General features: G+C 62.8%; 20 protein-coding genes. 13 read left to right on the top strand and 7 right to left on the bottom strand.

Annotated features, from left to right (window positions below):
- Window positions 1-88: 88 nt before the first annotated feature.
- On the bottom strand, window positions 89-2,452 hold the full coding sequence (locus ACMCNM_RS26650; RefSeq protein ID WP_412765720.1) for a penicillin acylase family protein: 2,364 nt from the start codon (window positions 2,450-2,452) through the stop codon (window positions 89-91).
- Between the two features lie 86 nt (window positions 2,453-2,538).
- Here ACMCNM_RS26650 and ACMCNM_RS26645 point away from each other — a divergent pair, with 86 nt between their 5' ends.
- Window positions 2,539-3,105: a sugar O-acetyltransferase gene (locus ACMCNM_RS26645; RefSeq protein WP_238217596.1), complete on the top strand. Its 567-nt coding sequence runs from the start codon at window positions 2,539-2,541 to the stop codon at window positions 3,103-3,105.
- Here ACMCNM_RS26645 and ACMCNM_RS26640 read toward each other — a convergent pair.
- The gene (locus ACMCNM_RS26640) at window positions 3,084-3,653 is read right to left on the bottom strand and encodes a DUF6436 domain-containing protein (protein WP_412765719.1); all 570 of its coding nucleotides are present in this window, start codon (window positions 3,651-3,653) and stop codon (window positions 3,084-3,086) included. The genes ACMCNM_RS26645 and ACMCNM_RS26640 overlap by 22 nt on opposite strands.
- 252 nt (window positions 3,654-3,905) lie before the next feature.
- On the opposite strand from ACMCNM_RS26640, the gene ACMCNM_RS26635 reads away from it, so the two are divergent.
- Window positions 3,906-4,832, top strand: a complete 927-nt coding sequence (locus ACMCNM_RS26635; RefSeq protein ID WP_412765718.1) for an alpha/beta hydrolase — start codon at window positions 3,906-3,908, stop codon at window positions 4,830-4,832.
- On the opposite strand, the gene ACMCNM_RS26630 is transcribed toward ACMCNM_RS26635, so the two are convergent.
- Window positions 4,833-5,585 carry a DUF2059 domain-containing protein gene (locus ACMCNM_RS26630; protein WP_027592279.1) on the bottom strand — a complete coding sequence of 251 codons (753 nt, stop codon included), beginning with the start codon at window positions 5,583-5,585 and terminating at the stop codon, window positions 4,833-4,835.
- 113 nt (window positions 5,586-5,698) lie between these two features.
- On the opposite strand from ACMCNM_RS26630, the gene ACMCNM_RS26625 reads away from it, so the two are divergent.
- Window positions 5,699-6,331, top strand: a complete 633-nt coding sequence (locus ACMCNM_RS26625) for a 2OG-Fe(II) oxygenase (protein WP_027592280.1) — start codon at window positions 5,699-5,701, stop codon at window positions 6,329-6,331.
- On the top strand, window positions 6,318-6,821 hold the full coding sequence (locus tag ACMCNM_RS26620; protein WP_412765717.1) for a DUF523 domain-containing protein: 504 nt from the start codon (window positions 6,318-6,320) through the stop codon (window positions 6,819-6,821). The genes ACMCNM_RS26625 and ACMCNM_RS26620 overlap by 14 nt, the downstream gene beginning before the upstream one ends.
- A gap of 122 nt (window positions 6,822-6,943) precedes the next feature.
- Here ACMCNM_RS26620 and ACMCNM_RS26615 read toward each other — a convergent pair whose 3' ends face one another.
- On the bottom strand, window positions 6,944-7,420 hold the full coding sequence (locus ACMCNM_RS26615; RefSeq protein ID WP_186682872.1) for a transporter substrate-binding domain-containing protein: 477 nt from the start codon (window positions 7,418-7,420) through the stop codon (window positions 6,944-6,946).
- Between the two features lie 199 nt (window positions 7,421-7,619).
- Here ACMCNM_RS26615 and ACMCNM_RS26610 point away from each other — a divergent pair, with 199 nt between their 5' ends.
- The gene (locus tag ACMCNM_RS26610) at window positions 7,620-8,096 is read left to right on the top strand and encodes a DUF4399 domain-containing protein (protein WP_099455655.1); all 477 of its coding nucleotides are present in this window, start codon (window positions 7,620-7,622) and stop codon (window positions 8,094-8,096) included.
- A gap of 56 nt (window positions 8,097-8,152) precedes the next feature.
- Here ACMCNM_RS26610 and serA read toward each other — a convergent pair whose 3' ends face one another.
- Entirely contained in the window at window positions 8,153-9,382 is a 1,230-nt protein-coding gene (serA, locus tag ACMCNM_RS26605; RefSeq protein WP_027592284.1) for a phosphoglycerate dehydrogenase, read from the bottom strand.
- Window positions 9,383-9,553: 171 nt separating this feature from the next.
- On the opposite strand from serA, the gene ACMCNM_RS26600 reads away from it, so the two are divergent.
- The 4 genes from ACMCNM_RS26600 to ACMCNM_RS26585 all read left to right on the top strand — a co-directional run bounded on the left by ACMCNM_RS26600 (window position 9,554) and on the right by ACMCNM_RS26585 (window position 13,712).
- Window positions 9,554-10,951 carry an FAD-binding oxidoreductase gene (locus tag ACMCNM_RS26600; protein ID WP_412765716.1) on the top strand — a complete coding sequence of 466 codons (1,398 nt, stop codon included), beginning with the start codon at window positions 9,554-9,556 and terminating at the stop codon, window positions 10,949-10,951.
- Window positions 10,952-10,976: 25 nt separating this feature from the next.
- Window positions 10,977-11,642: a fumarylacetoacetate hydrolase family protein gene (locus ACMCNM_RS26595; RefSeq protein ID WP_412765715.1), complete on the top strand. Its 666-nt coding sequence runs from the start codon at window positions 10,977-10,979 to the stop codon at window positions 11,640-11,642.
- Window positions 11,643-11,796: 154 nt separating this feature from the next.
- The gene (locus tag ACMCNM_RS26590) at window positions 11,797-12,717 is read left to right on the top strand and encodes an SdiA-regulated domain-containing protein (protein WP_412765714.1); all 921 of its coding nucleotides are present in this window, start codon (window positions 11,797-11,799) and stop codon (window positions 12,715-12,717) included.
- A gap of 92 nt (window positions 12,718-12,809) precedes the next feature.
- Window positions 12,810-13,712: an SdiA-regulated domain-containing protein gene (locus ACMCNM_RS26585; RefSeq protein ID WP_099455652.1), complete on the top strand. Its 903-nt coding sequence runs from the start codon at window positions 12,810-12,812 to the stop codon at window positions 13,710-13,712.
- Between the two features lie 155 nt (window positions 13,713-13,867).
- Here ACMCNM_RS26585 and rpiA read toward each other — a convergent pair whose 3' ends face one another.
- Entirely contained in the window at window positions 13,868-14,542 is a 675-nt protein-coding gene (gene rpiA / locus ACMCNM_RS26580) for a ribose-5-phosphate isomerase RpiA (RefSeq protein ID WP_027592289.1), read from the bottom strand.
- Window positions 14,543-14,692: 150 nt separating this feature from the next.
- Here rpiA and ilvA point away from each other — a divergent pair, with 150 nt between their 5' ends.
- On the top strand, window positions 14,693-16,207 hold the full coding sequence (ilvA, locus tag ACMCNM_RS26575; protein ID WP_027592290.1) for a threonine ammonia-lyase, biosynthetic: 1,515 nt from the start codon (window positions 14,693-14,695) through the stop codon (window positions 16,205-16,207).
- 38 nt (window positions 16,208-16,245) lie between these two features.
- Window positions 16,246-16,671 (top strand): DUF2269 family protein, encoded by a 426-nt coding sequence (locus ACMCNM_RS26570; protein WP_099430717.1) that lies wholly within the window; start codon window positions 16,246-16,248, stop codon window positions 16,669-16,671.
- A gap of 129 nt (window positions 16,672-16,800) precedes the next feature.
- On the opposite strand, the gene ACMCNM_RS26565 is transcribed toward ACMCNM_RS26570, so the two are convergent.
- Entirely contained in the window at window positions 16,801-17,457 is a 657-nt protein-coding gene (locus tag ACMCNM_RS26565) for an HAD family hydrolase (RefSeq protein WP_027592292.1), read from the bottom strand.
- A 141-nt stretch (window positions 17,458-17,598) separates the two neighbouring features.
- On the opposite strand from ACMCNM_RS26565, the gene ACMCNM_RS26560 reads away from it, so the two are divergent.
- Both ACMCNM_RS26560 and ptsP read left to right on the top strand, forming a co-directional pair.
- The gene (locus ACMCNM_RS26560; RefSeq protein WP_003249017.1) at window positions 17,599-18,078 is read left to right on the top strand and encodes an RNA pyrophosphohydrolase; all 480 of its coding nucleotides are present in this window, start codon (window positions 17,599-17,601) and stop codon (window positions 18,076-18,078) included.
- 22 nt (window positions 18,079-18,100) lie between these two features.
- Complete coding sequence (gene ptsP / locus ACMCNM_RS26555; RefSeq protein ID WP_412765713.1) at window positions 18,101-20,380, top strand: phosphoenolpyruvate--protein phosphotransferase; 2,280 nt, start codon at window positions 18,101-18,103, stop codon at window positions 20,378-20,380.
- Window positions 20,381-20,419: the final 39 nt, after the last annotated feature.

The following is a 20,419-nucleotide window of genomic DNA, read 5'->3' as shown; positions in this document are numbered from 1 at the left end:
TAGGAGCAGCCTTGTGCTGCGAAGAGGCCCGTGACAGCACCGAAATTCACAGTGTTTTCACCGGCCTCTTCGCAGCGCAAGGCTGCTCCTACTCTCCAGGAATCAGCCTGAGCGTACGCTGCGCCGGAATCACCCCCATCTGCGCCCGTTGGTACTGCCCCTCGATGTACCCCGCAGCCTGATCCGAATAGTGCTTATCAAACGGCACCCCGCTTTGCCCGACCGGGTTACTGGTCAAGGCCTGCCCGGCATCGGCGAAGTCGATCAGCCTGCGTGTCGAAGGGCCATATGTCACCGGCCAAGGTGCCGGTCCGATCTTCGCCGACAGGTTGTTGGGCACCTCATGCGTGCCAGGCGCCGCGAACGGGCCGACGTTGAACAGCAGGTTCAGCGGCTTCTTCACGCCAAGCGGATGGTTATGGGTCAGGGTATGGGCTTTGCCCCATTGCCAGCTGGCCGGGTCGCTGCCCAGGGTGTCTCGCAGGTGCTTCACGCTTTTTTGCCAGGCGATGCGCACGATCGCAGTGCGGTCGGTGCGTTCGTTTGCTCCCCGCGTGCTCCACCATGGCGACTCGGCATCGGCGGCCAAACGAGGCAACGCGGCATCGATGGCGCGGGTGCTGATCAGCACCGGGAACCAGGTGTCGCCCAGTTCGTCATGCAGGGCCGCGAACGCCAGTTCATACAGGAACTGGTTGAACAGCGTGGCGCTGATCGAGTCCAGGGGGTAGTCACCGCTCCAGGCTGCCAGTTGTTCGACCAGCTCCTTTTCCTCGTCCCCCTCGGCCACTGAGCGCAGCGTCGCTAGCAGCGGTGCAAGGGTGCGTGGGCCATGGTCGCTGGCGGTGTCCAGCTGCAGGGCTTGGCTGTTCTGGGTATCCCACTTCACGTCAGGGTTGGCCAGGTGGCGGTCGAGCTGGCGGCCACGGTCCGGCAGGTTGTAGTAACCCGGCACGGGCACGGCCGAGGGCGGCTGGTAGTTGGCCGACACGATGTAGCCGCGTGCGGGGTTTTCTTGCTGCGGGTTGGCACTGAAGGGGTAGAAACCGAGCTTGTCTGCCTGTGGGCTCGCGCCATCGAGGATGAATGTCGGGTTGACCCCCTCTGGGCGGATCGGCAGTTGTGCCGCAGCCCACCAGCCGATATCGCCACGGGCATTGGCCCAGACGAAGTTCAGCCCAGGCGCCTGAACCTTGGCGGCCGCCTCGCGCATCTTGCCCAGGGTGTCGGCGCGGTTGAGCTGGTAGAAGCCGTCGAGGATCGGGTTTTCGGTTTCCAGAAACGCCCACCACATGGCCACCGGCGTGGTCCCGGCGGTAGCGCCCAATACCTCGTTGACGATCGGGCCGTGGGGCGAGCGGCGCAGGCTGAGGGTGACGGGCGCCTCGCCTTTGACGGTGAGGGTTTGCTCGGTTTTTTCCAAGGTTTGCCAGGTGCCGTCGATCATTACCTGGTCGGTATTTTCGGGGTTGGTCCGTTCGGCGATCAGGTCGACGTCATCGTTCTGGAACATCGTCAGGCTCCAGCCGAAGTCGCGGTTGTGGCCGAGCAGCGCGAAGGGGTTCAGCGCCTGGAAGTAGCCATACAGGTTGAACCCAGGGGCCGACAATTCGGCCTCGTACCACACCGCCGGTACCGCGAAGCTGATGTGTGGGTCACCGGCCAGCAGTGGCTTGCCGCTGCGGGTGCGGCTGCCGGCGACGGCCCAGGCGTTGCTGCCTTCGAATTGCGGGATACCCGCGTCGCCCAACGCGTCGTGGCTAAGCCGGGCAAGTGCCTCCAGGCTGCGCCAGTCGGCGGCCGCCAACGGCGCGGCCAGGGCGCCTTCGGGTTGCCAGCCAAGGTCGAAGATTTTCAGGTACTGCGGGCCGAGCTGGTCGCGAATATAGGTGAGCGCGGGCTCGGTGCGGAACGCGGCGGCGAAGCTGTAGGCCAGGTAACCGGCGATGCTCAGGGTGTCTTCGGCGGTGAACGGGCGGGGGGTGATGCCCAGCAGGTCGAACTCGATCGGCTTGGGGTGGCTGGCCTGCCAGCTGTTGATGCCCTCCAGGTAGGCTTGCAGGGCCTGCCAGGCGGGTGATTGGCGGTCCTGCCGCTGCACCATCAGCGCCGCTTGGTCGCGAATACGCAAGCTGCGGAACAGAGTGTCGGTGGGCACGAATTTTTCGCCCAGCACTTCGGCCAACTCACCGCGCGCCAGGCGGCGCATGATCTCCATCTGGAACAACCGGTCCTGGGCGTGCACATAGCCGAGGGCGCGGTACAGGTCCTGTTCGTTCTGTGCCTGCAGGTGCGGAACGCCGCGGCTGTCATAGCGCACGCTGACCGGCGCCTGCAGGCCGGCGATCGCCACTTCGCCTTCGCGTTGCGGCAGCTTGCCGTGCACGTACCCGTATCCGGCGCCAGCGGCCACGGCGATTACCACGGCCAACAGGGTCAGGCTGCGCTTCATCGAAACTCCTTGTGCATTCGAACGGAAACTGTGGTCCGATCATCGACGGATTCGCGCACAGAGCATAGCCCTCGAAAGGAGTTTCCATGTCCCTCAGCGAAAAACAGAAAATGCTCGCAGGCCAGCTCTACCATGCCGGCTGCCCCGAGCTGCAGGCCGAGCAAATTGCCAACAAGCACTGGATGCAGCGCTACAACAGCAGTTTCGAGCTGCTCAACGACGCACGTCACGGCCTGCTCGCCGAGCATTTCGGCCAGGCCGGCGACGGCACGGTGATCCGCCCGCCGTTCTATTGCGACTATGGCTACAACATCAGCATTGGCCGCAACACCTTCATCAACTTCAACTGCGTGATCCTCGACGTGCTGCCGGTGCGCATCGGCGACGATTGCCAGATTGGCCCGGCGGTGCAGATCTACACCGCCGACCACCCACTCGACCCTGAGCTGCGGCGCACCGGGCTGGAAAGCGGCCGGCCGGTGAGTATTGGCAACAATGTGTGGATTGGTGGCGGGGCGATCATCCTGCCGGGGGTGACCCTTGGCGACAACGCGGTGGTCGGCGCGGGCAGTGTGGTCACCCGTGATGTGCCGGCGGGTGCGGTGGTGGTCGGTAACCCGGCGCGGGTGCGTCAGCCGGCCCAAGGGCAGTAGCAACCCACCGCCAAGGTGTTGGAGGCCGTCACCTGGCGGTTGTCGATCAACGCCTTGAGGATCGGTTCGATGAAACTGTTGCTGGCGTTGCACACCGCCCCTTCACTGTAAGGCCCGAAGTAGGCGAGGTGGCCTTGTCGGTCCCAGATGGCCACGGCCGGAGAGGCGGGCAGGTGTTCGCTGCCGGGCAGGCTGGCGAGGGGCTTGAGGGCGCTGAGGTTCGCGGGCAACTGGCCGCGGCTGCCGGGTTTTTGCAGCACATGAAAGCTGACGCCGTCGCCTGCGAAGTGGCTGACCAGGTCGGCCAGGTGCTGCTGGTTGCCGACATTGCACGGGCAGGCCGGGTCCCAGAAGTGCACCACACGGATCGGGCCGGGGCCGGCCAGTTCTGCGGGCAGACGCAGTTGGCTGCCGTCGAACAGGGTGGCCTGGTTGTCGAACGGGCGCAGGTAGCGGGACTGGAAGGTGGTGTAGGCCAGCCAGAGGGTAAGGGTGCAGAGCAGCAGGGCAAGCACTGCCAACCCGCGCTTTATGATGTGCTTATGCATGAACTGTCCGCAGGTCTTGGTGCCACTCTGCAAGAGCAACACATAACGTATTGAGTTGGCAGGGACCTGTGGGAGCGGGCTTGCCCGCGAACACCGGCGGAGCCGGTGCCATACTCTGAGTCGCCTTCTTCGCGGGCAAGCCCGCTCCCACAGCGTTCTGCGTTAAGCCGCGTTAAGGTGTACAAGCTTGCCATGATGCCGATGAGAGCTGAATATCACAGATCAATACTCGCTTCGCTCTGGATGTACCCGATGCCCGCCGCTTTGCTCCCCGACCTTCTGCGTGCCAGCCTCGCGCCCTTGACCGATCGCCAGCCGTTGTCGGCACAGGGGCGCGATTACCAGCATTTTTATGGCCTGGACCTGCCCGTGCACAGTTGGCTGGGTGGTTTTCAAGCGGCCGGGTTCGAGTTGGTCGGGCAAGTCTGGCTGCCGCCGCAGCCGGTGGCCACGGTGTTCCTGCTGCATGGCTATTACGACCACATGGGCCTTTACCGGCATGTGATCGAGTGGGCACTGGGCCAGGGTTATGCAGTGATCAGCTGTGACCTGCCCGGCCATGGCCTTTCCAGCGGTGAGCGGGCCAGCATCAGCGACTTTTCGCTGTATCAGCAGGTGCTCGATGCACTCTTCGAGCAAGCGCGCAGGCTGGGCCTGCCGCGGCCTTGGCATTTGTGCGGGCAAAGCACGGGCGGCGCCATCGTGGTCGACCACCTGTTGCACCGGGGCGAGCAAAGCCCGGCCGATGGGCAGGTGATCCTGCTCGCACCGCTGGTGCGGCCCAGCTCGTGGCGTTGGTCGAAGCTCAGCTATTGCGTGCTGCGCCATTTCGTCAACGGCATCGAACGGCGCTTCAGCGAAAACACCAACGACCCGGCCTTCCTAGCGTTTCTGGAGGCCGACCCCCTGCAACCGCGTCGTTTACCCACGGCCTGGGTTGGCGCACTGATCGCCTGGGTCAAGCGCATAGAAGCCGCGCCACGCAGCACGCGGCGGCCCCTGATCGTGCAGGGTGAGGCGGACGGCACGGTGGACTGGCCCTACAACCTCGAGGTGCTCAAGGCCAAGTTCACTGAGCCGCAAATACTCATGCTGCCCGAGGCGCGGCACCACTTGGCCAATGAACTGCCCGGCATTCGCCAGCGCTACTTCACCTTCATCGACCAGCGCCTGGGCTGATCACTTGAGGTCGGCAGCACTCTGGCCGACCGCCAGGCCGGCGCGCACGGCAGCCAGTGCCGCCTGGTAATACGCCTTGCCCTCAGGTGATTCGGCGAAGTTGGCGAATTGTTCCAGCTCGGCGTCGGACAAGTCGCGGTACACGTACAGCAGCGTATTGTTGAGGTCCTCACCGATCTGGCCCATCAGGCGTTGGCGCTGGCCATCGAGCAAGCTCTGGGCCTGGCCGCCGCCGAACAGACCGGGGATCATCGAACTGAGGCTGTCGGCGGCGACGCCGGCAATCGCCAGGCTGACCTCGGCACCGGCCTCGCGGGCGGGCAGCGCTTGGGCCAAGTGGCCGATAAGCAACAGGCGGTCGTCACTGGCCTGGACCTTCGGCAGGCCTTTGGCGTTTTTGGCCAACTGGTCCTTGCGCGTGGCCTGCAGTTCGGCAGCCACCACCTTGCGGCCCAGCGGCGACTGGAAGAAGGCCAGCGCTGGCGCAGGGTTGCTCAGGGTTGCGCGCAGTTTCGCCTGGGCACGACGGTCCACGGCCTGGGCCTGGAAGCGCTGATTGCTGTTGTTGACCAGCGCTTGGTAGACGGCAGGCGGCAGGCTGTTGCGATAGCGTTCCTGGGCGGCACTCAGGGCATCGTTGAAGTGGGCGCGCTGGTCGGGCCAGCCGGCGGCCTTGTACAGTTGATCCAGGCTGTCTGCCCAGACAGGCATGGTGCAGATCATCAGCAGAATCAGGGAAAACAGACGGCGCATTCAGGACTCCTGTCGGCAGGCTGCCATTGTCCTTGGCCCGGCGTCGGTTTGTCGAGATATCAGCGCGCTTCTCGGCCAAGTGGCGCTGTGCGAGTGCAAGGCTAATGGATATGATGCGCGCCATGCACATCTCCCCTGAACACCCGATGCTTGCGGCCGTCGTTGACGATCTGGCCACCCATGGCTGGTCCCAGCAGGCGCTCTTTTTGCCTGGCGACCTGGTGCGCGCGCTGGCGGCCGAGTGCCGGCGCCGTGACGCCGAAGGCGAGCTCAACCCGGCAGGGGTTGGGCGCGGGGCTTCACAGGAGATCCGCGAGGCGATCCGCGGTGATCAGATCCAGTGGATCGACCCCGGCCAGGCCGCTGCCTGCGACCAGTACCTGGCGGCCATGGACCAGCTGCGCCTGGCCATCAACCAGGGGCTGTTCCTGGGCCTTGAAGATTTCGAATGCCATTTTGCCCTGTACCCGCCGGGCGCGTTCTATCGCCGCCATCTGGACCGCTTTCGTGACGATGACCGGCGCATGGTTTCGGCAGTGCTCTATTTGAACGAAGACTGGCAGCCACAGGATGGCGGCCAGCTGCGCATGTTCCTGGCGCAGGGTGTCGAGCACGATGTGCAGCCCGTGGCCGGATGCCTGGTGGTGTTCCTGTCGGGCGATGTGCCCCATGAGGTATTGCCGGCCGGGCGTGAGCGCCTGTCGTTGACTGGCTGGTTCCGGCGCCGTGGCAATGACCTGTTCTGAGTTGCCCAAGGTGCTGGTCAGCGCATGCCTGCTGGGGCAGCCGGTGCGCTATGACGGCCGTGCCAGTGGCCACCCGGGTGTGTTGCAAGCCTGGCAGGCGGCAGGGCGGGTAGTGCCCTTGTGCCCGGAAGTGGCCGGTGGCTTGCCTACACCGCGACCGCCTGCGGAGATCCCAGGCGGGCAGGGCAGCGCGGTGCTCGATGGCCAGGCACAGGTGCTGACGGTGACGGGTGAAGACGTCAGCGATGCGTTTCTGGCCGGTGCTCAGCTGGCGTTGGCGCTGGTGCGCCGGCACGGGATTCGCGTCGCGGTGCTCAAGTCTGGCAGCCCTTCGTGTGGTAATCGCCTGACCTACGATGGCACCTTCAGCGGGGTGAAGGTGCCGGGAGAGGGCGTGACCACGTCGCTGCTGCGCCGGGAAGGGGTGCTGGTGTTCAGCGAGCTTGAGCTGGATGAAGCACAACAAGCGCTGGCTGGGCTTTCAACTTAATCCTGCCCCGGCCTCTTCGCGGGCAAGCCCGCTCCCACAGGTACTGCACAGTTCTCAAGACCGGTGAAAAACCTGTGGGAGCGGGCTTGCCCCGCGAAGAGGCCGGGGCAGGCAATAAACATCTACTGGCCTGCAGCCGTCTCCTGGGTACCCTTGAACCACTTCTGCTCCAGCTCTGCCAGGCGCCCATCGTCCTTGATCCGTTGCAGGGCGTTGTTCACCGCGCTCTCGAACGCCGGGTTGTCTTTCTGGAACGGAATGACCTGTTTCTTCTCACCATAAGGCTGGCTCACGTCCAACTGATCACTGGTGTTCTGTTCATTCAAAGTGATGTCGTACTTGCCACTCTCCACGCCCGGCAGCACTTCTTCAGCTGGCGTTTCAATGAATTCAGCCCGCAGGTCCAGTTCCTTGGCCAGGATTTGCCCGAACTCGATCTCGAAACCCGTGAGGTGATCGTTTTCCTTGAATACATAGGGCGGTGTATCGGACTGCACGGCAATGCGCAGTTCGCCGCGGTCGTTGATTTCGTCTATCAGCTCGGCTTGGGCCAATGGACTGATCAGTACTGCAAGCAGTACGCCTAGGGTCGAACGCATGAATGCCCCTTTTTTATTCGGCAGATGAATTTCATTCGCCACGGCTTTCTTCCTCGTCGTGGTCGAGCGCAGCCTATGACCTTGAAGCCTTGGCGAGGTTTAACCCTAACTGAAATATTTCTCTTTGTGGGCTATGGTGAACTACCGCTGTCGCACGTTTTAACGGCAGTGGTCTTTAAGTGAATCACAGGAGAAGTGAATGAACAGCCTATTTTCGCGTGCTGCCGTAGCCGGTCTGCTGATGGGGGCCTCGGTGTTCGCCAGTGCCGCGGATGCCCTGAAGAGCCAGGAGCCGCCCAAGGATGCCAAGGTCGTCATCGTTTCCCCCGCCGATGGCGCAACGGTCGACAAGACCTTCACCGTCAAGTTCGGCATCGAGGGCATGGAGCTCAAGCCTGCGGGTGATCAGACCCCGCATAGCGGGCATCACCACCTGCTGGTGGACGTCGACAAAGAGCCGGTGGCTGACATGCCCCTGCCAACCAGCCTGATGCCTGAGAACAACGCGCCGCTGCCGGCCGGCCCGCAAGTGCTGCACTTCGGCAAGGCACAAACCGAGGCGACCATTACCCTGACCCCAGGCAAGCACACCTTGCAGTTGGTATTGGGCGACAAGTACCACGTGCCGTTCAAACCGAGCGTCGAATCGAAAAAGATCACCGTCGAGGTGAAGTAAGCACCCACGAAAAAGGGAGGCCACCAGGGCCTCCCTTTTTCATGCCGCCCTGAAACTTAGAACAGAACGCGGGAGCGGATAGTGCCCTTCACGTGCTGCAGTTTCTCTTGCGCCAAGTCCGAGTACTCGGCGTCAACGTCGATCACCACGTAACCCACTTTCTCGTTGGTCTGCAGGAACTGACCGGAGATGTTGATGCCGTTCTCGGCGAAGACTTTGTTGATCTCGCTGAGCACGCCAGGGATGTTTTCGTGGATGTGCAGCAGGCGGTGTTTGCCTGGGTGCGCCGGCAGGGCAACTTCCGGGAAGTTGACCGAAGACACCGAGGTACCGTTGTCGCTGTACTTGACCAGCTTCTCGGCAACTTCCAGGCCGATGTTGGCCTGGGCCTCGGCGGTGGAACCACCGATGTGCGGGGTCAGGATGACGTTGTCCAGGCCGCGCAGCGGGCTTTCGAACTCTTCGTCGTTGGAGCGCGGCTCGACCGGGAACACGTCGATGGCGGCGCCGATCAGGTGCTTGTCCTTGATCGCGGCAGCCAGGTGATCCAGCTCGACCACGGTACCGCGGGCGGCGTTGATCAGGATCGAGCCCTTCTTCATCGCGCGGATTTCCTTCTCGCCGATCATCCACTGGGTGGATGGCAGCTCAGGCACATGCAGCGAGACGATGTCGGCCAAGCCCAGCAGCTCGTGCAGGCTGGCGACCTGGACAGCGTTGCCCAACGGCAGCTTGGTCAGCGGGTCGAAGAAGTACACCTGCATGCCTAGGTTTTCAGCCAGGACCGACAGTTGGGTGCCGATCGAGCCGTAGCCGACGATGCCCAGCTTCTTGCCACGGATCTCGAAGGAGTTGGCCGCGCTCTTGATCCAGCCACCACGGTGGCACGAAGCGTTCTTCTCGGGGATGCCGCGCAGCAGCAGGATGGCCTCGGCCAGCACCAGTTCGGCGACCGAACGGGTGTTCGAGTACGGGGCGTTGAACACGGCGATACCGCGCTCGCGGGCCGCTTCCAGGTCGACCTGGTTGGTACCGATGCAGAAGCAGCCGACCGCAACCAGCTTCTTCGCGCAGTCGAAGATCTCTTCAGTCAGTTGCGTGCGCGAGCGGATGCCGATGAAGTGGGCATCGGCGATCTTTTCCTTCAGCTCGGCTTCCGGCAACGAACCAGTGAGGTATTCGATGTTGGTGTAGCCGGCAGCCTTGAGGGTATCGACCGCGTTCTGGTGCACACCTTCAAGAAGAAGGAACCGGATCTTGCTCTTGTCGAGAGAAGTCTTGCTCATCTGCGTAAACCTGTATCCCGGAGAAAAAATGGCGAGGGGTGATGCTAGGCGCGGCGTCGGCCTTAGCATGAACAGCGGGAGGGCTATGCTAGCATACGCGACACAATCTGAGCTTATCCCGACAGGTGAAGAGTGCTCAGGGTGACTATGAATAAGTCGAGAGTTCCAGCGATGACCCACCCCGCTGTTATTGATGAACTGATGACCCTTGTCGACCCTGGCAAGGTCCTGACTGACGCCGTTTCCCTCGAAGCCTACGGCAAGGACTGGACCAAGCATTACCCGCCAGCGCCCACGGCCATCGTGTTCCCCAAGAGCATCGCGCAGGTGCAGGCCATCGTTGCCTGGGCCAACCGCCATCAGGTCGCGCTGGTGCCGTCCGGTGGGCGTACCGGGCTGTCGGGCGGTGCCGTGGCGGCCAATGGCGAGGTTGTGGTCGCGTTCGACTACATGAACCAGATTCTCGATTTCAACGCGTTCGACCGTACGGTGGTGTGCCAGCCGGGGGTGATTACCCGGCAATTGCAGGCGTACGCCGAGGAGCAAGGCCTGTATTACCCGGTGGACTTCGCCTCCAGCGGCTCCAGCCAGATTGGCGGCAACATCGGCACCAACGCCGGCGGCATCAAGGTGATTCGCTACGGCATGACCCGCAACTGGGTTGCCGGGCTGAAAGTGGTTACCGGTAAGGGCGAGCTGCTGGAGCTGAACAAAGACCTGATCAAGAACGCCACCGGCTACGATCTGCGCCAGCTGTTCATTGGTGCCGAGGGCACGCTGGGCTTTGTGGTCGAAGCGACCATGCGCTTGGACCGCGCCCCGCGCAACCTCACCGCGATGGTGCTGGGCACGCCGGATTTCGACTCGATCATGCCGGTGCTGCATGCCTTCCAGGCCAAGCTCGACCTGACGGCCTTCGAGTTCTTTTCCGACAAGGGCCTGGCCAAGATCATGGGCCGTGGCGATGTGCCGGCGCCTTTCGAGACCGATTGCCCGTTCTATGCCCTGCTGGAGTTTGAAGCCAGCACCGAAGAGGTCGCCAACGACGCCTTGGCCACCTTCGAGCACTGTGTCGAGCAGGGCTGGGTGCTGGACGGGGTGATGAGCCAGAGCGAAACCCAGCTGAAAAACCTGTGGAAGCTGCGTGAGTACCTGTCCGAAACCATCTCCCACTGGACCCCGTACAAAAACGACATTTCTGTCACCGTCTCCAAGGTGCCGGCGTTTTTGCGCGACATCGATGCCATCGTCGGCGAGCATTACCCGGACTACGAGGTGGTCTGGTACGGCCATATCGGCGATGGCAACCTGCACCTGAACATTCTCAAGCCCGACACCATGAGCAAAGATGACTTCTTTGCCTCCTGCGCCAAGGTCAACAAGTGGGTGTTCGAAATCGTCCAGCGCTACAACGGCTCGATCTCGGCCGAGCATGGCGTGGGCATGACCAAGCGTGACTACCTCGGCTACAGCCGCTCGGCCGAAGAAATCGCCTGCATGAAGGCAATAAAGGCCGTCTTCGACCCTAACGGCATCATGAATCCGGGTAAGATCTTCGCTCCTGAATAATAAGCAGTATGCAGAGGAGTCGGCCATGAGTTACCAGCACCAGTACGTAGACGGCACGCGCATCCACTTCCCATTGGGCAAGGTGGTGTGCATCGGCCGTAACTATGCCGAGCATGCCAAGGAACTGGACAACCCGATCCCCAGCGAGCCGTTGCTGTTCATCAAGCCGGGCAGTTGCGTGGTGCCGCTGGAAGGTGGTTTCAAGATCCCGACCGACCGTGGCGTTGTGCATTACGAGGCCGAGATTGCTGTGCTGCTGGGCAAGCCGTTGTCCACCAAGCCAACCGAAGAAGAGGTGCTGGACGCCATCTCCGGTTACGCCCCGGCGCTCGACCTGACCCTGCGCGACGTGCAGGCCAAGCTCAAGGAAAAGGGCCTGCCTTGGGAGCTGTGCAAGAGCTTTGACGGCGCCTGCGTGCTGCCGCCGTTCGTTTCGGCGGCCAGTTTCGAGGATGTGACCGACATCCAGGTGCGCCTGACCCTCAACGGCCAAGTGGTGCAGGACGGCAACAGCGCGTTGATGCTCAACCCGATCGTGCCGATGATCCAGTACATGGCGGCGCATTTCTCGTTGCAGGCGGGGGATGTGATCTTGACCGGTACCCCTGCGGGCGTAGGGCCGTTCAATGTGGGTGATGAGCTGGTGATTGAGTTGCCGGGTGTGAGCCGCTTCGAAAGCCGGGTGCTCTGAGGTAAACCCTCCCACAGGGTCTGCACAAGACTTGAACATTGTGAAATGCCTGTGGGAGCGGGCTTGCCCGCGAAGAGGCCGGCACTATTTACCGATTTTTCACACCTTATCTGGATAATGCGCGGACCTACGCCCATTTTCCCAGGATCCACATATGCCATCTCGCTCCAGCGCCCCGGCAACTCCCAAGCGTCGCTTTTACCTGCGCTGGCCGTTCGGCCTGGCAGTTGCAGCGGTGATCGGCTATGGCGTATCCGTGGCCATGCACTGGGATGACCGCGGGGCACTGTGGGTGAAGGAAAGCTTTGAAAGCACCGCCGAGCAAAGCGAGAGCGTCTGGCTGCCGGCCTATCAGGCCGATATCGACGCCAAACCGCTGCCCGGCATGGACGATGACGAAGCCTCGGACGTGGCCTTCAACCCGCAAACCCGCACCTTGTTCGCCGTCATGGGCAAGAACCCGTTCCTGGTCGAGCTCAGCCTGGACGGTAACGTGCTGCGCCAGATTCCATTAAAGGGCTGGAACAACCCGGAAGGGCTGGCGGTGATGGAGGACGGGCACCTGGCGATCGTCGACGAACGGCTGCACGACCTGACTGTGGTCAAGGTGGATGCGCACACCACGTTGCTTAACCATGACGACTTCCCGAGCTACGACCTGGGCAAGTCGGTGAAGAGCAACAAGGGCTTCGAGGCCGTGGCCTGGGACCCGATGCGTCAACGCCTGGTGATCGGCGAAGAGCGCCCGCCCAAGCTGTACACCTGGAGCACCGATGGCCGTAGCCCGCTGAAGGGCGACAAGCAGTTGCTGCCCAATGATGAGCTCGACCTGCGCAACCTGTCGGCCCTCGGCGTCGACCCGCGCACCGGGCACCTGTTGGCATTGTCGGCGGACTCCAACATGCTGTTGGAGCTGGATGAGCAGGGCCAGCAAGTCAGCTTCATGACCTTGCTGGGCGGTTTCAATGGCCTTGAGCGCACCATCCCACGTGCCGAAGGCGTGGCCATGGATGACCAGGGCAACCTGTACATGGTCAGCGAGCCGGCGCTTTTCTATCGTTTCAAGAAAAACTGACAGCAACATCAGATTTGTCGGATGCTGGCATTAAGCTTTGATTCAGTTGTTCATGGTTAGATTCGCCACCCTTACGTCGAGTCTGCCCCCAAATGCGTCGCTATCTTCGCCTGTCACTGATTCCGGCCTTGATTGGCCTCCTCTTGCTCGGCTGGGCCGGGCAGGAGTTTCGCCTGTTCGAGCGCGGCTGGTTCAACCTCAAGACGTGGTGGCAGCCAGCCGAGCAGGGCATTGGCCTGGACCGTTATCGGGTGGTGGTCGAGGCGCAGCCTGTCGAGGGGCTGGACGATGACATTTCCGCGCTGACCTACGACCCAGACCGCAAGACCCTGTTCACCGTGACAAATGCACGTTCCGAGCTGATCGAGCTGTCGCTGGACGGGCGCATCCTGCGGCGCGTGCCACTGACCGGCTTTGGCGACCCGGAGGCAGTGGAATACGTGGGCCCCAACAGCTATGTGATCACCGACGAGCGCCAGCAACGGCTGATACGCGTGCGCCTGGACGATGACACGCTGTTCCTCGATGCTGGCGATGCCGAGCAGTTGACCCTGGGCATTGGCCTGAACGGCAACAAGGGGTTCGAGGGGCTGGCGTACGACTCGGCCGGCAAGCGCCTGTTCGTGGCCAAGGAGCGCGACCCGATGCTGATCTACGAGGTGCATGGCTTCCCGCATGACAACCCCGAGCAGCCTTATGCCGTGCATGTGGTGCAGGACCGCAAGCGTGACTCGCGTTTGTTTGTGCGGGACCTGTCGAGTTTGCAGTTCGACGAGCGCAGCGGCCATTTGTTGGCGCTGTCGGATGAATCGCGGCTAGTGCTGGAACTGGATGTGAAGGGCAAGCCGCTCAGTACCTTGTCGCTGCGCAAGGGGTACCAGGGGTTGAAGGCGACGGTGCCGCAGGCGGAAGGGATTGCGATGGATGAGGCAGGGACCATTTACCTGGTCAGTGAGCCGAACCTGTTTTATGTGTTCAAACAGCCGGCAGATTAAATGCGGCCCTGCGCGATCCGGGTAGGAGCAGCCTTGTGCTGCGAAGAGGCCGGCAACAGCAGCAGAGATTCACTGTGTAGCCACTGGCCTCTTCGCAGCACAAGGCTGCTCCTACCTGGATCGCGCAGGGCTAGAACAACGCTTATAGGCCTGGGTTACTCGGCCTTGAGGGTTTTCACACCTTCAGCGGTCCCGAGCAGCAGCAAGTCCGCCGGGCGTGCCGCGAACAGGCCATTGGTCACCACGCCGACGATCGCATTGATCTGCGCCTCGAGCTCGACCGGGTTGGTGATCTGCAGGTTGTACACGTCCAGGATCACGTTACCGTTGTCGGTCAGCACACCCTCGCGGTACACCGGGTCACCGCCCAGCTTGACCAGCTGGCGTGCCACGTGGCTGCGGGCCATCGGGATCACTTCGACGGGCAGCGGGAAGGCGCCCAGCACCGGTACCAGCTTGCTGGCATCGGCGATGCAGATGAAGGTCTTGGCCACGGCCGCGACGATCTTCTCGCGGGTCAGGGCCGCGCCACCGCCCTTGATCAGGTTCAGGTGCGCGTCGCTCTCGTCAGCGCCGTCCACATAGAACTCCAGCTCGCTGACGCTGTTCAGCTCGTAGACCGGGATGCCATGACCCTTCAGACGCTGGGCGGTGGCCTCGGAGCTGGCGACTGCGCCGTCGAAGGCGGTCTTGTGCTGAGCCAGGGCGTCGATGAAGAAGTTGGCGGTCGAACCGGTACCGACGCCGACGACGCTCTTTTCATCCAGCTTGGGCAGAATGAAGTCGACAGCGGCCTGGGCGACGGCCTGTTTGAGTTGGTCCTGGGTCATGCGGGCTCCGAGAGGGGCGGGGAGGGTTTCAAAGGGGGCTGGGTTTCAAAGGGGCTTAGTATAGCGGCTTGCGCGGCTTTGCTGTGGTCGCCCGACGTAGCGCTGGGGTAGACTCGCAGCCCTTGTCCCGCGGCCAGTGATGCTTTCCCGATGCTCGAACAGTACGTCAAGAAGATCCTCACCTCGCGCGTCTATGACGTCGCCGTCGAAACGCCGCTGCAGAGCGCCGGGCAGCTGAGCAAACGCCTCGGCAACCAGATTTTGCTCAAGCGCGAAGATTTGCAGCCGGTGTTCTCGTTCAAGATTCGCGGGGCGTACAACAAGCTGGCGCAACTGACTCCAGAAGAGCTGGCGCGCGGCGTGGTCACCGCCTCGGCCGGCAACCATGCCCAGGGCCTGGCGCTGGCGGCGCGTGAGCTGGGTATCAAGGCAACCATCGTGATGCCCAAGACCACCCCGGAGATCAAGATCGAAGGCGTGCGTTCGCGGGGCGGCAAGGTGGTATTGCACGGCGACACCTTCCCCGAGGCGCTGGCCTACTCGCTCAAGCTGGTCGATGAGAAGGGCTTCGTCTATATCCACCCCTACGACGACCCGCACACCATCGCCGGGCAAGGCACGGTGGCCATGGAGATCCTGCGGCAGCACCCGGGCCGGCTGGACGCGATCTTCGTGCCGGTCGGCGGCGGCGGCCTGATCGCCGGCATCGCGGCCTACGTGAAGTACCTGCGCCCGGAAATCAAAGTGATCGGCGTCGAGCCGGACGACTCCAACTGCCTGCAGGCCGCCATGGCCGCGGGGGAGCGCGTGGTGTTGCCACAGGTCGGGCTGTTCGCCGACGGCGTGGCGGTGGCGCAGATTGGCCAGCACACCTTCGACATCTGCCGCCTGCATGTGGATGAGGTAATCACTGTCAGTACTGACGAGATCTGTGCAGCCATCAAGGATATCTACGACGATACCCGCTCGATCACCGAACCTGCTGGCGCGCTGGGGGTTGCCGGCATCAAGAAGTATGTCGAGCTGTATGGCGTGACCGGTCAGACCCTGGTTGCCATCGATTCAGGCGCCAACGTCAACTTCGACCGCCTGCGCCATGTGGCCGAGCGTGCCGAGCTGGGTGAAAAACGCGAAGCCATCATCGCCGTTACCATCCCCGAGCGCCCGGGCAGCTTCAAGGCGTTCTGCGAGGCGATCGGCAAGCGCCAGATCACCGAATTCAACTACCGCAAGCACACCTCCGACGAGGCGCACATCTTCGTCGGCGTGCAGACCCACCCAGAGAACGACCCGCGTGCGGTGTTGGTGCAGCAACTGACCGAACAGGGCTTCCCGGTTACCGACCTGACCGACAACGAACTGGCCAAGTTACACATTCGTCACATGGTGGGTGGCCATTCGGCCGGCGCCAGTGATGAGATCGTGCTGCGCTTCGAGTTCCCCGAGCGGCCGGGTGCGTTGTTCAACTTCCTCAACAAGCTGGGCGGGCGCTGGAATATCTCGATGTTCCACTACCGCAACCACGGCGCTGCCGACGGGCGCGTGGTGGCGGGCTTGCAGGTACCGGAAGACGAACGCCACCTGGTGCCAGCGGCGCTGGCCAAGATCGGTTACCCGTACTGGGACGAGACCGATAACCCCGCTTACCGGTTGTTTTTGGGTTGAGCGACTAAGCTTGGCTCATCGCGCATGGATATGAAGACATGGAACACCTGACGATGCTCAAGGCCTTGCACATCACCGCCACTGCGCTGCTGCTTCTGGGCGCGCTGGGCTTGGTGATCTGGACAGTTCGCGCCCGCCGGCTGGGCGATGCCGAGGCCTACGGCAAATTGCTGCGCCGGCCGCTGGTGTTCGTCTGGTTGGTCATGGGCGTGTGCCTGGTGAGCATGCCGGTCACCGGCTGGTGGCTGGTGCACCTGGTCGGCTGGCCACTGGGGCAGACCTGGGTGCTGGCGTCCAGCGTCATCTATACGCTGGGTGCGTTTGCCGTGTGGTGGCTGCTGGTGCGCTTGAACCGGCTGCGCAAGGCGCAGGTGGTGGGGCTGCGGTTTACCTTGGCGTTGGCGGTGTTCAGCGGGGTTTGCTTCCTGTCCATTGCCGGCCTGATGGGTGCCAAGCCAGTCTGATGGCCTTGTGCTGTCCATGCCGGCCTCTTCGCGGGGCAAGCCCGCTCCCACAGAATCATCACATCCCTCAGGCTTGTGGTGGCCCTGTGGGAGCGGGCTTGCCCCGCGAAGAGGCCGGAACAGGAATACTCAATCCCTCAGCGAAATCACCGGCCACCCACGCTGCTCGGCTTCCGCCCGCAGGTTCGGATCCGGGTCCACCGCCACCGCATGCGTCACCTGTTGCAGCAACGGCAGGTCATTCATCGAATCACTGTAGAAATAGCTGTCTTCAAGGTCGTAGCCGTTTTCCAGCATCCAGCGCTGCAACCTCGTCACTTTCCCTTCACGGAAACACGCTATATCGGTACTACGCCCGGTGTAGCGGCCATCTTCGGTCTCGCATTCGGTCGCCAGCAGGGTACGCACGCCCAAACGGCGGGCGATTGGCGCGGTCACGAAACGGTTGGTGGCGGTGATGATCACCAGTTTGTCGCCCGCCTCGCGGTGCTGCTGCAGCAACGCCAGGGCCTTAGGCAGGATGATCGGCTCGATGCAGTCCCGCATGAAATCGCGGTGCCACGCGTCGAGCTGGGCCATAGGCGTTGCCGCCAGAATCTCCATGGAAAAGGCCAGGTAGGCCTGCAAGTCCAGGGTGCCGTTCAGGTAGTGCTGGTAGAAGGCATCGTTGCGTTGTTTGTAGGCGACCGGGTCGAGGATGCCGCGCTCGCACAGATAGTCACCCCAGGCATGGTCGCTGTCGCCACCGAGGAGGGTATTGTCCAGGTCGAATAAAGCCAGGCGCATCGCGTTCACTCGCATCAGCTACAAGGTAGGCCCGCAGAATACGGAGTTTTCACCTCGCTGCACATAAGCTTGGCGGGCGCGTTGCTGCGCTCGCAGGCTTTGTGGAACAATGCGGTGACATGCGTTTGCGAGGTTGCTGCCGTGATCGACCCGGATGGTTTTCGCCCCAATGTCGGGATCATTCTCACGAATGATGCCGGGCAGGTGCTATGGGCTCGACGGATCAACCAGGATGCCTGGCAATTTCCCCAGGGTGGCATCAACCCTGACGAGACGCCGGAAGATGCCCTGTACCGCGAGCTGAACGAAGAAGTTGGCCTTGAACGCGACGATGTGGAAATTCTTGCCTGCACGCGTGGCTGGTTGCGTTATCGTTTACCCCAGCGTCTGGTGCGTACGCACAGCCAGCCGCTGTGCATTGGCCAGAAGCAGAAGTGGTTCCTGCTGCGTCTGGTAAGCAACGAACAAAGGGTGCGGATGGACCTGACGGGCAAGCCGGAGTTCGACGGCTGGCGCTGGGTCAGCTATTGGTACCCGCTGGGCCAGGTTGTGACATTCAAGCGCGAGGTCTACCGTCGCGCCCTGAAAGAGCTAGCACCGCGTCTTCTGACGCGCGACTGACGACGGAGTTCGACCCCGAGCCATGCTCAATACGCTGCGCAAGATCGTCCAGGAAGTGAACTCCGCCAAAGATCTCAAGACGGCGTTGGGGATCATTGTCTTGCGCGTCAAGGAGGCCATGGGCAGCCAGGTCTGCTCCGTCTACCTGCTTGACCCGGAAACCAACCGCTTCGTGCTGATGGCCACCGAGGGCCTGAACAAGCGTTCGATCGGCAAGGTCAGCATGGCCCCCAACGAGGGCCTGGTCGGCCTGGTCGGTACCCGGGAAGAGCCGCTGAACCTGGAAAACGCCGCCGATCACCCGCGTTATCGCTACTTCGCCGAAACCGGTGAAGAAAAATTCGCCTCCTTCCTGGGTGCGCCGATCATTCACCACCGTCGGGTGGTCGGGGTGCTGGTCATTCAGCAGAAGGAACGCCGCCAGTTCGATGAGGGCGAAGAAGCCTTCCTGGTCACCATGAGTGCCCAGCTGGCCGGGGTTATCGCGCATGCCGAGGCGACCGGCTCGATCCGTGGCCTGGGCCGCCAGGGCAAGGGTATCCAGGAGGCTCGCTTCGTCGGCGTGCCGGGCTCGCCAGGCGCCGCCGTTGGCCGCGCAGTGGTGATGTTGCCGCCGGCCGACCTCGAAGTGGTGCCGGACAAGACTGTCGAAGACATCGACGCCGAACTCAAACTGTTCCAGAACGCCCTTGAAGGCGTGCGCGCCGACATGCGCAAGCTGTCGGCCAAGCTGGCCACCCAACTGCGGCCCGAAGAGCGCGCGTTGTTCGACGTGTACCTGATGATGCTCGAAGACGCCGCCCTGGGCGGCGAGGTGACCGAGGTCATCAAGACCGGCCAGTGGGCCCAGGGCGCTTTGCGCCAAGTGGTCGGCGAGCACGTCAACCGCTTCGAGCTGATGGACGATGACTACTTGCGTGAGCGCGCTTCGGACGTCAAGGACCTTGGCCGCCGGCTGCTCGCCTACCTGCAGGAGGCTCGCTCGCAATCGCTGGTTTACGCCGACAATACCATCCTGGTCAGCGAAGAACTGACGCCAGCGATGCTGGGCGAAGTGCCGGAGGGCAAGCTGGTCGGCCTGGTGTCGGTATTGGGTTCGGGCAACTCCCACGTCGCGATCCTGGCCCGCGCCATGGGTATTCCGACGGTGATGGGCCTGGTCGACCTGCCGTATTCCAAGGTCGATGGCATCGAGCTGATCGTCGACGGCTACAAGGGCGAGGTGTTCACCAACCCCAGCGACGTGTTGCGCAAGCAGTACAGCGAAGTGGTCGAGGAGGAGCGCCAGCTGGCGCAAGGCCTGGATGCGCTGCGCGAGCTGCCCTGCATCACCCCGGATGGCCACCGCATGCCGCTGTGGGTCAACACCGGCCTGCTGGCCGACGTCGCCCGTGCCCAGCAGCGTGGCGCCGAAGGGGTAGGCTTGTACCGCACCGAAGTGCCGTTCATGATCAACCAGCGCTTCCCCAGCGAGAAAGAGCAGCTGGCGATCTACCGCGAACAGCTGGCGGCCTTCCACCCGCTGCCCGTGACCATGCGTACCCTGGATATCGGCGGGGACAAGGCGCTGTCGTACTTCCCGATCAAGGAAGAAAACCCCTTCCTGGGTTGGCGCGGCATTCGCGTTACCCTCGACCACCCGGAAATCTTCCTGGTCCAGACCCGCGCCATGCTCAAGGCCAGCGAAGGCTTGAATAACCTGCGCATCCTGCTGCCGATGATTTCTGGCATTCACGAGCTGGAAGAGGCACTGCACCTGATCCACCGCGCGTGGGGCGAGGTGCGTGACGAAGGCACCGATGTGCCGATGCCGCCGGTTGGCGTGATGGTCGAGATCCCTGCGGCGGTGTACCAGACCAAGGAGCTGGCGCGGCAGGTGGACTTCCTGTCGGTCGGTTCCAACGACCTGACCCAGTACCTGCTGGCGGTCGACCGCAACAACCCACGGGTCGCCGACCTGTACGATTACCTGCACCCGGCCGTGCTGCAAGCCTTGAACACGGTGGTGCGCGATGCCCATGGCGAGGGCAAGCCGGTCAGCATTTGCGGCGAGATGGCCGGTGACCCGGCGGCAGCGGTGCTGTTGATGGCGATGGGCTTCGACAGTTTGTCGATGAACGCCACCAACCTGCCCAAGGTGAAGTGGATGCTGCGCCAGATCAACATGAGCAAGGCCAAGGAGCTGCTGACCGAAGCCATGAGCCATGACAACCCGCAGGTTATCCACAGCTCGCTGCAATTGGCGCTGAAGAACCTAGGGTTGGCGCGGATGATCGGGCCTGGGGCGAACAAGACCCTGTGATACCTGTACTGGCCTCTTCGCAGCACAAGGCTGCTCCTA

It is taken from the genome of Pseudomonas sp. NGC7 (assembly GCF_047159675.1).
Classification (GTDB): Bacteria; Pseudomonadota; Gammaproteobacteria; order Pseudomonadales; family Pseudomonadaceae; genus Aquipseudomonas; species Aquipseudomonas kermanshahensis.
Note: the sequence above shows the minus strand (reverse complement) of the source record. Positions and strands in the feature narration are given on the sequence as shown.

Bases quoted from the DNA above. Each gene is read 5' to 3' on its own strand.
- serA (WP_027592284.1), bottom strand. From the start codon at position 9,382: ATGAGCAAGACTTCTCTCGACAAGAGCAAGATCCGGTTCCTTCTTCTT.
- ACMCNM_RS26620 (WP_412765717.1), top strand. From the start codon at position 6,318: ATGACCTGTTCTGAGTTGCCCAAGGTGCTGGTCAGCGCATGCCTGCTG.
- ACMCNM_RS26595 (WP_412765715.1), top strand. From the start codon at position 10,977: ATGAGTTACCAGCACCAGTACGTAGACGGCACGCGCATCCACTTCCCA.
- ilvA (WP_027592290.1), top strand. From the start codon at position 14,693: ATGCTCGAACAGTACGTCAAGAAGATCCTCACCTCGCGCGTCTATGAC.
- ACMCNM_RS26630 (WP_027592279.1), bottom strand. From the start codon at position 5,585: ATGCGCCGTCTGTTTTCCCTGATTCTGCTGATGATCTGCACCATGCCT.
- ACMCNM_RS26590 (WP_412765714.1), top strand. From the start codon at position 11,797: ATGCCATCTCGCTCCAGCGCCCCGGCAACTCCCAAGCGTCGCTTTTAC.
- rpiA (WP_027592289.1), bottom strand. From the start codon at position 14,542: ATGACCCAGGACCAACTCAAACAGGCCGTCGCCCAGGCCGCTGTCGAC.
- ACMCNM_RS26650 (WP_412765720.1), bottom strand. From the start codon at position 2,452: ATGAAGCGCAGCCTGACCCTGTTGGCCGTGGTAATCGCCGTGGCCGCT.
- ACMCNM_RS26615 (WP_186682872.1), bottom strand. From the start codon at position 7,420: ATGCGTTCGACCCTAGGCGTACTGCTTGCAGTACTGATCAGTCCATTG.
- ACMCNM_RS26565 (WP_027592292.1), bottom strand. From the start codon at position 17,457: ATGCGCCTGGCTTTATTCGACCTGGACAATACCCTCCTCGGTGGCGAC.
- ACMCNM_RS26635 (WP_412765718.1), top strand. From the start codon at position 3,906: ATGCCCGCCGCTTTGCTCCCCGACCTTCTGCGTGCCAGCCTCGCGCCC.
- ACMCNM_RS26585 (WP_099455652.1), top strand. From the start codon at position 12,810: ATGCGTCGCTATCTTCGCCTGTCACTGATTCCGGCCTTGATTGGCCTC.
- ACMCNM_RS26640 (WP_412765719.1), bottom strand. From the start codon at position 3,653: ATGCATAAGCACATCATAAAGCGCGGGTTGGCAGTGCTTGCCCTGCTG.
- ACMCNM_RS26600 (WP_412765716.1), top strand. From the start codon at position 9,554: ATGACCCACCCCGCTGTTATTGATGAACTGATGACCCTTGTCGACCCT.
- ACMCNM_RS26570 (WP_099430717.1), top strand. From the start codon at position 16,246: ATGGAACACCTGACGATGCTCAAGGCCTTGCACATCACCGCCACTGCG.
- ACMCNM_RS26625 (WP_027592280.1), top strand. From the start codon at position 5,699: ATGCGCGCCATGCACATCTCCCCTGAACACCCGATGCTTGCGGCCGTC.
- ACMCNM_RS26610 (WP_099455655.1), top strand. From the start codon at position 7,620: ATGAACAGCCTATTTTCGCGTGCTGCCGTAGCCGGTCTGCTGATGGGG.
- ACMCNM_RS26645 (WP_238217596.1), top strand. From the start codon at position 2,539: ATGTCCCTCAGCGAAAAACAGAAAATGCTCGCAGGCCAGCTCTACCAT.
- ptsP (WP_412765713.1), top strand. From the start codon at position 18,101: ATGCTCAATACGCTGCGCAAGATCGTCCAGGAAGTGAACTCCGCCAAA.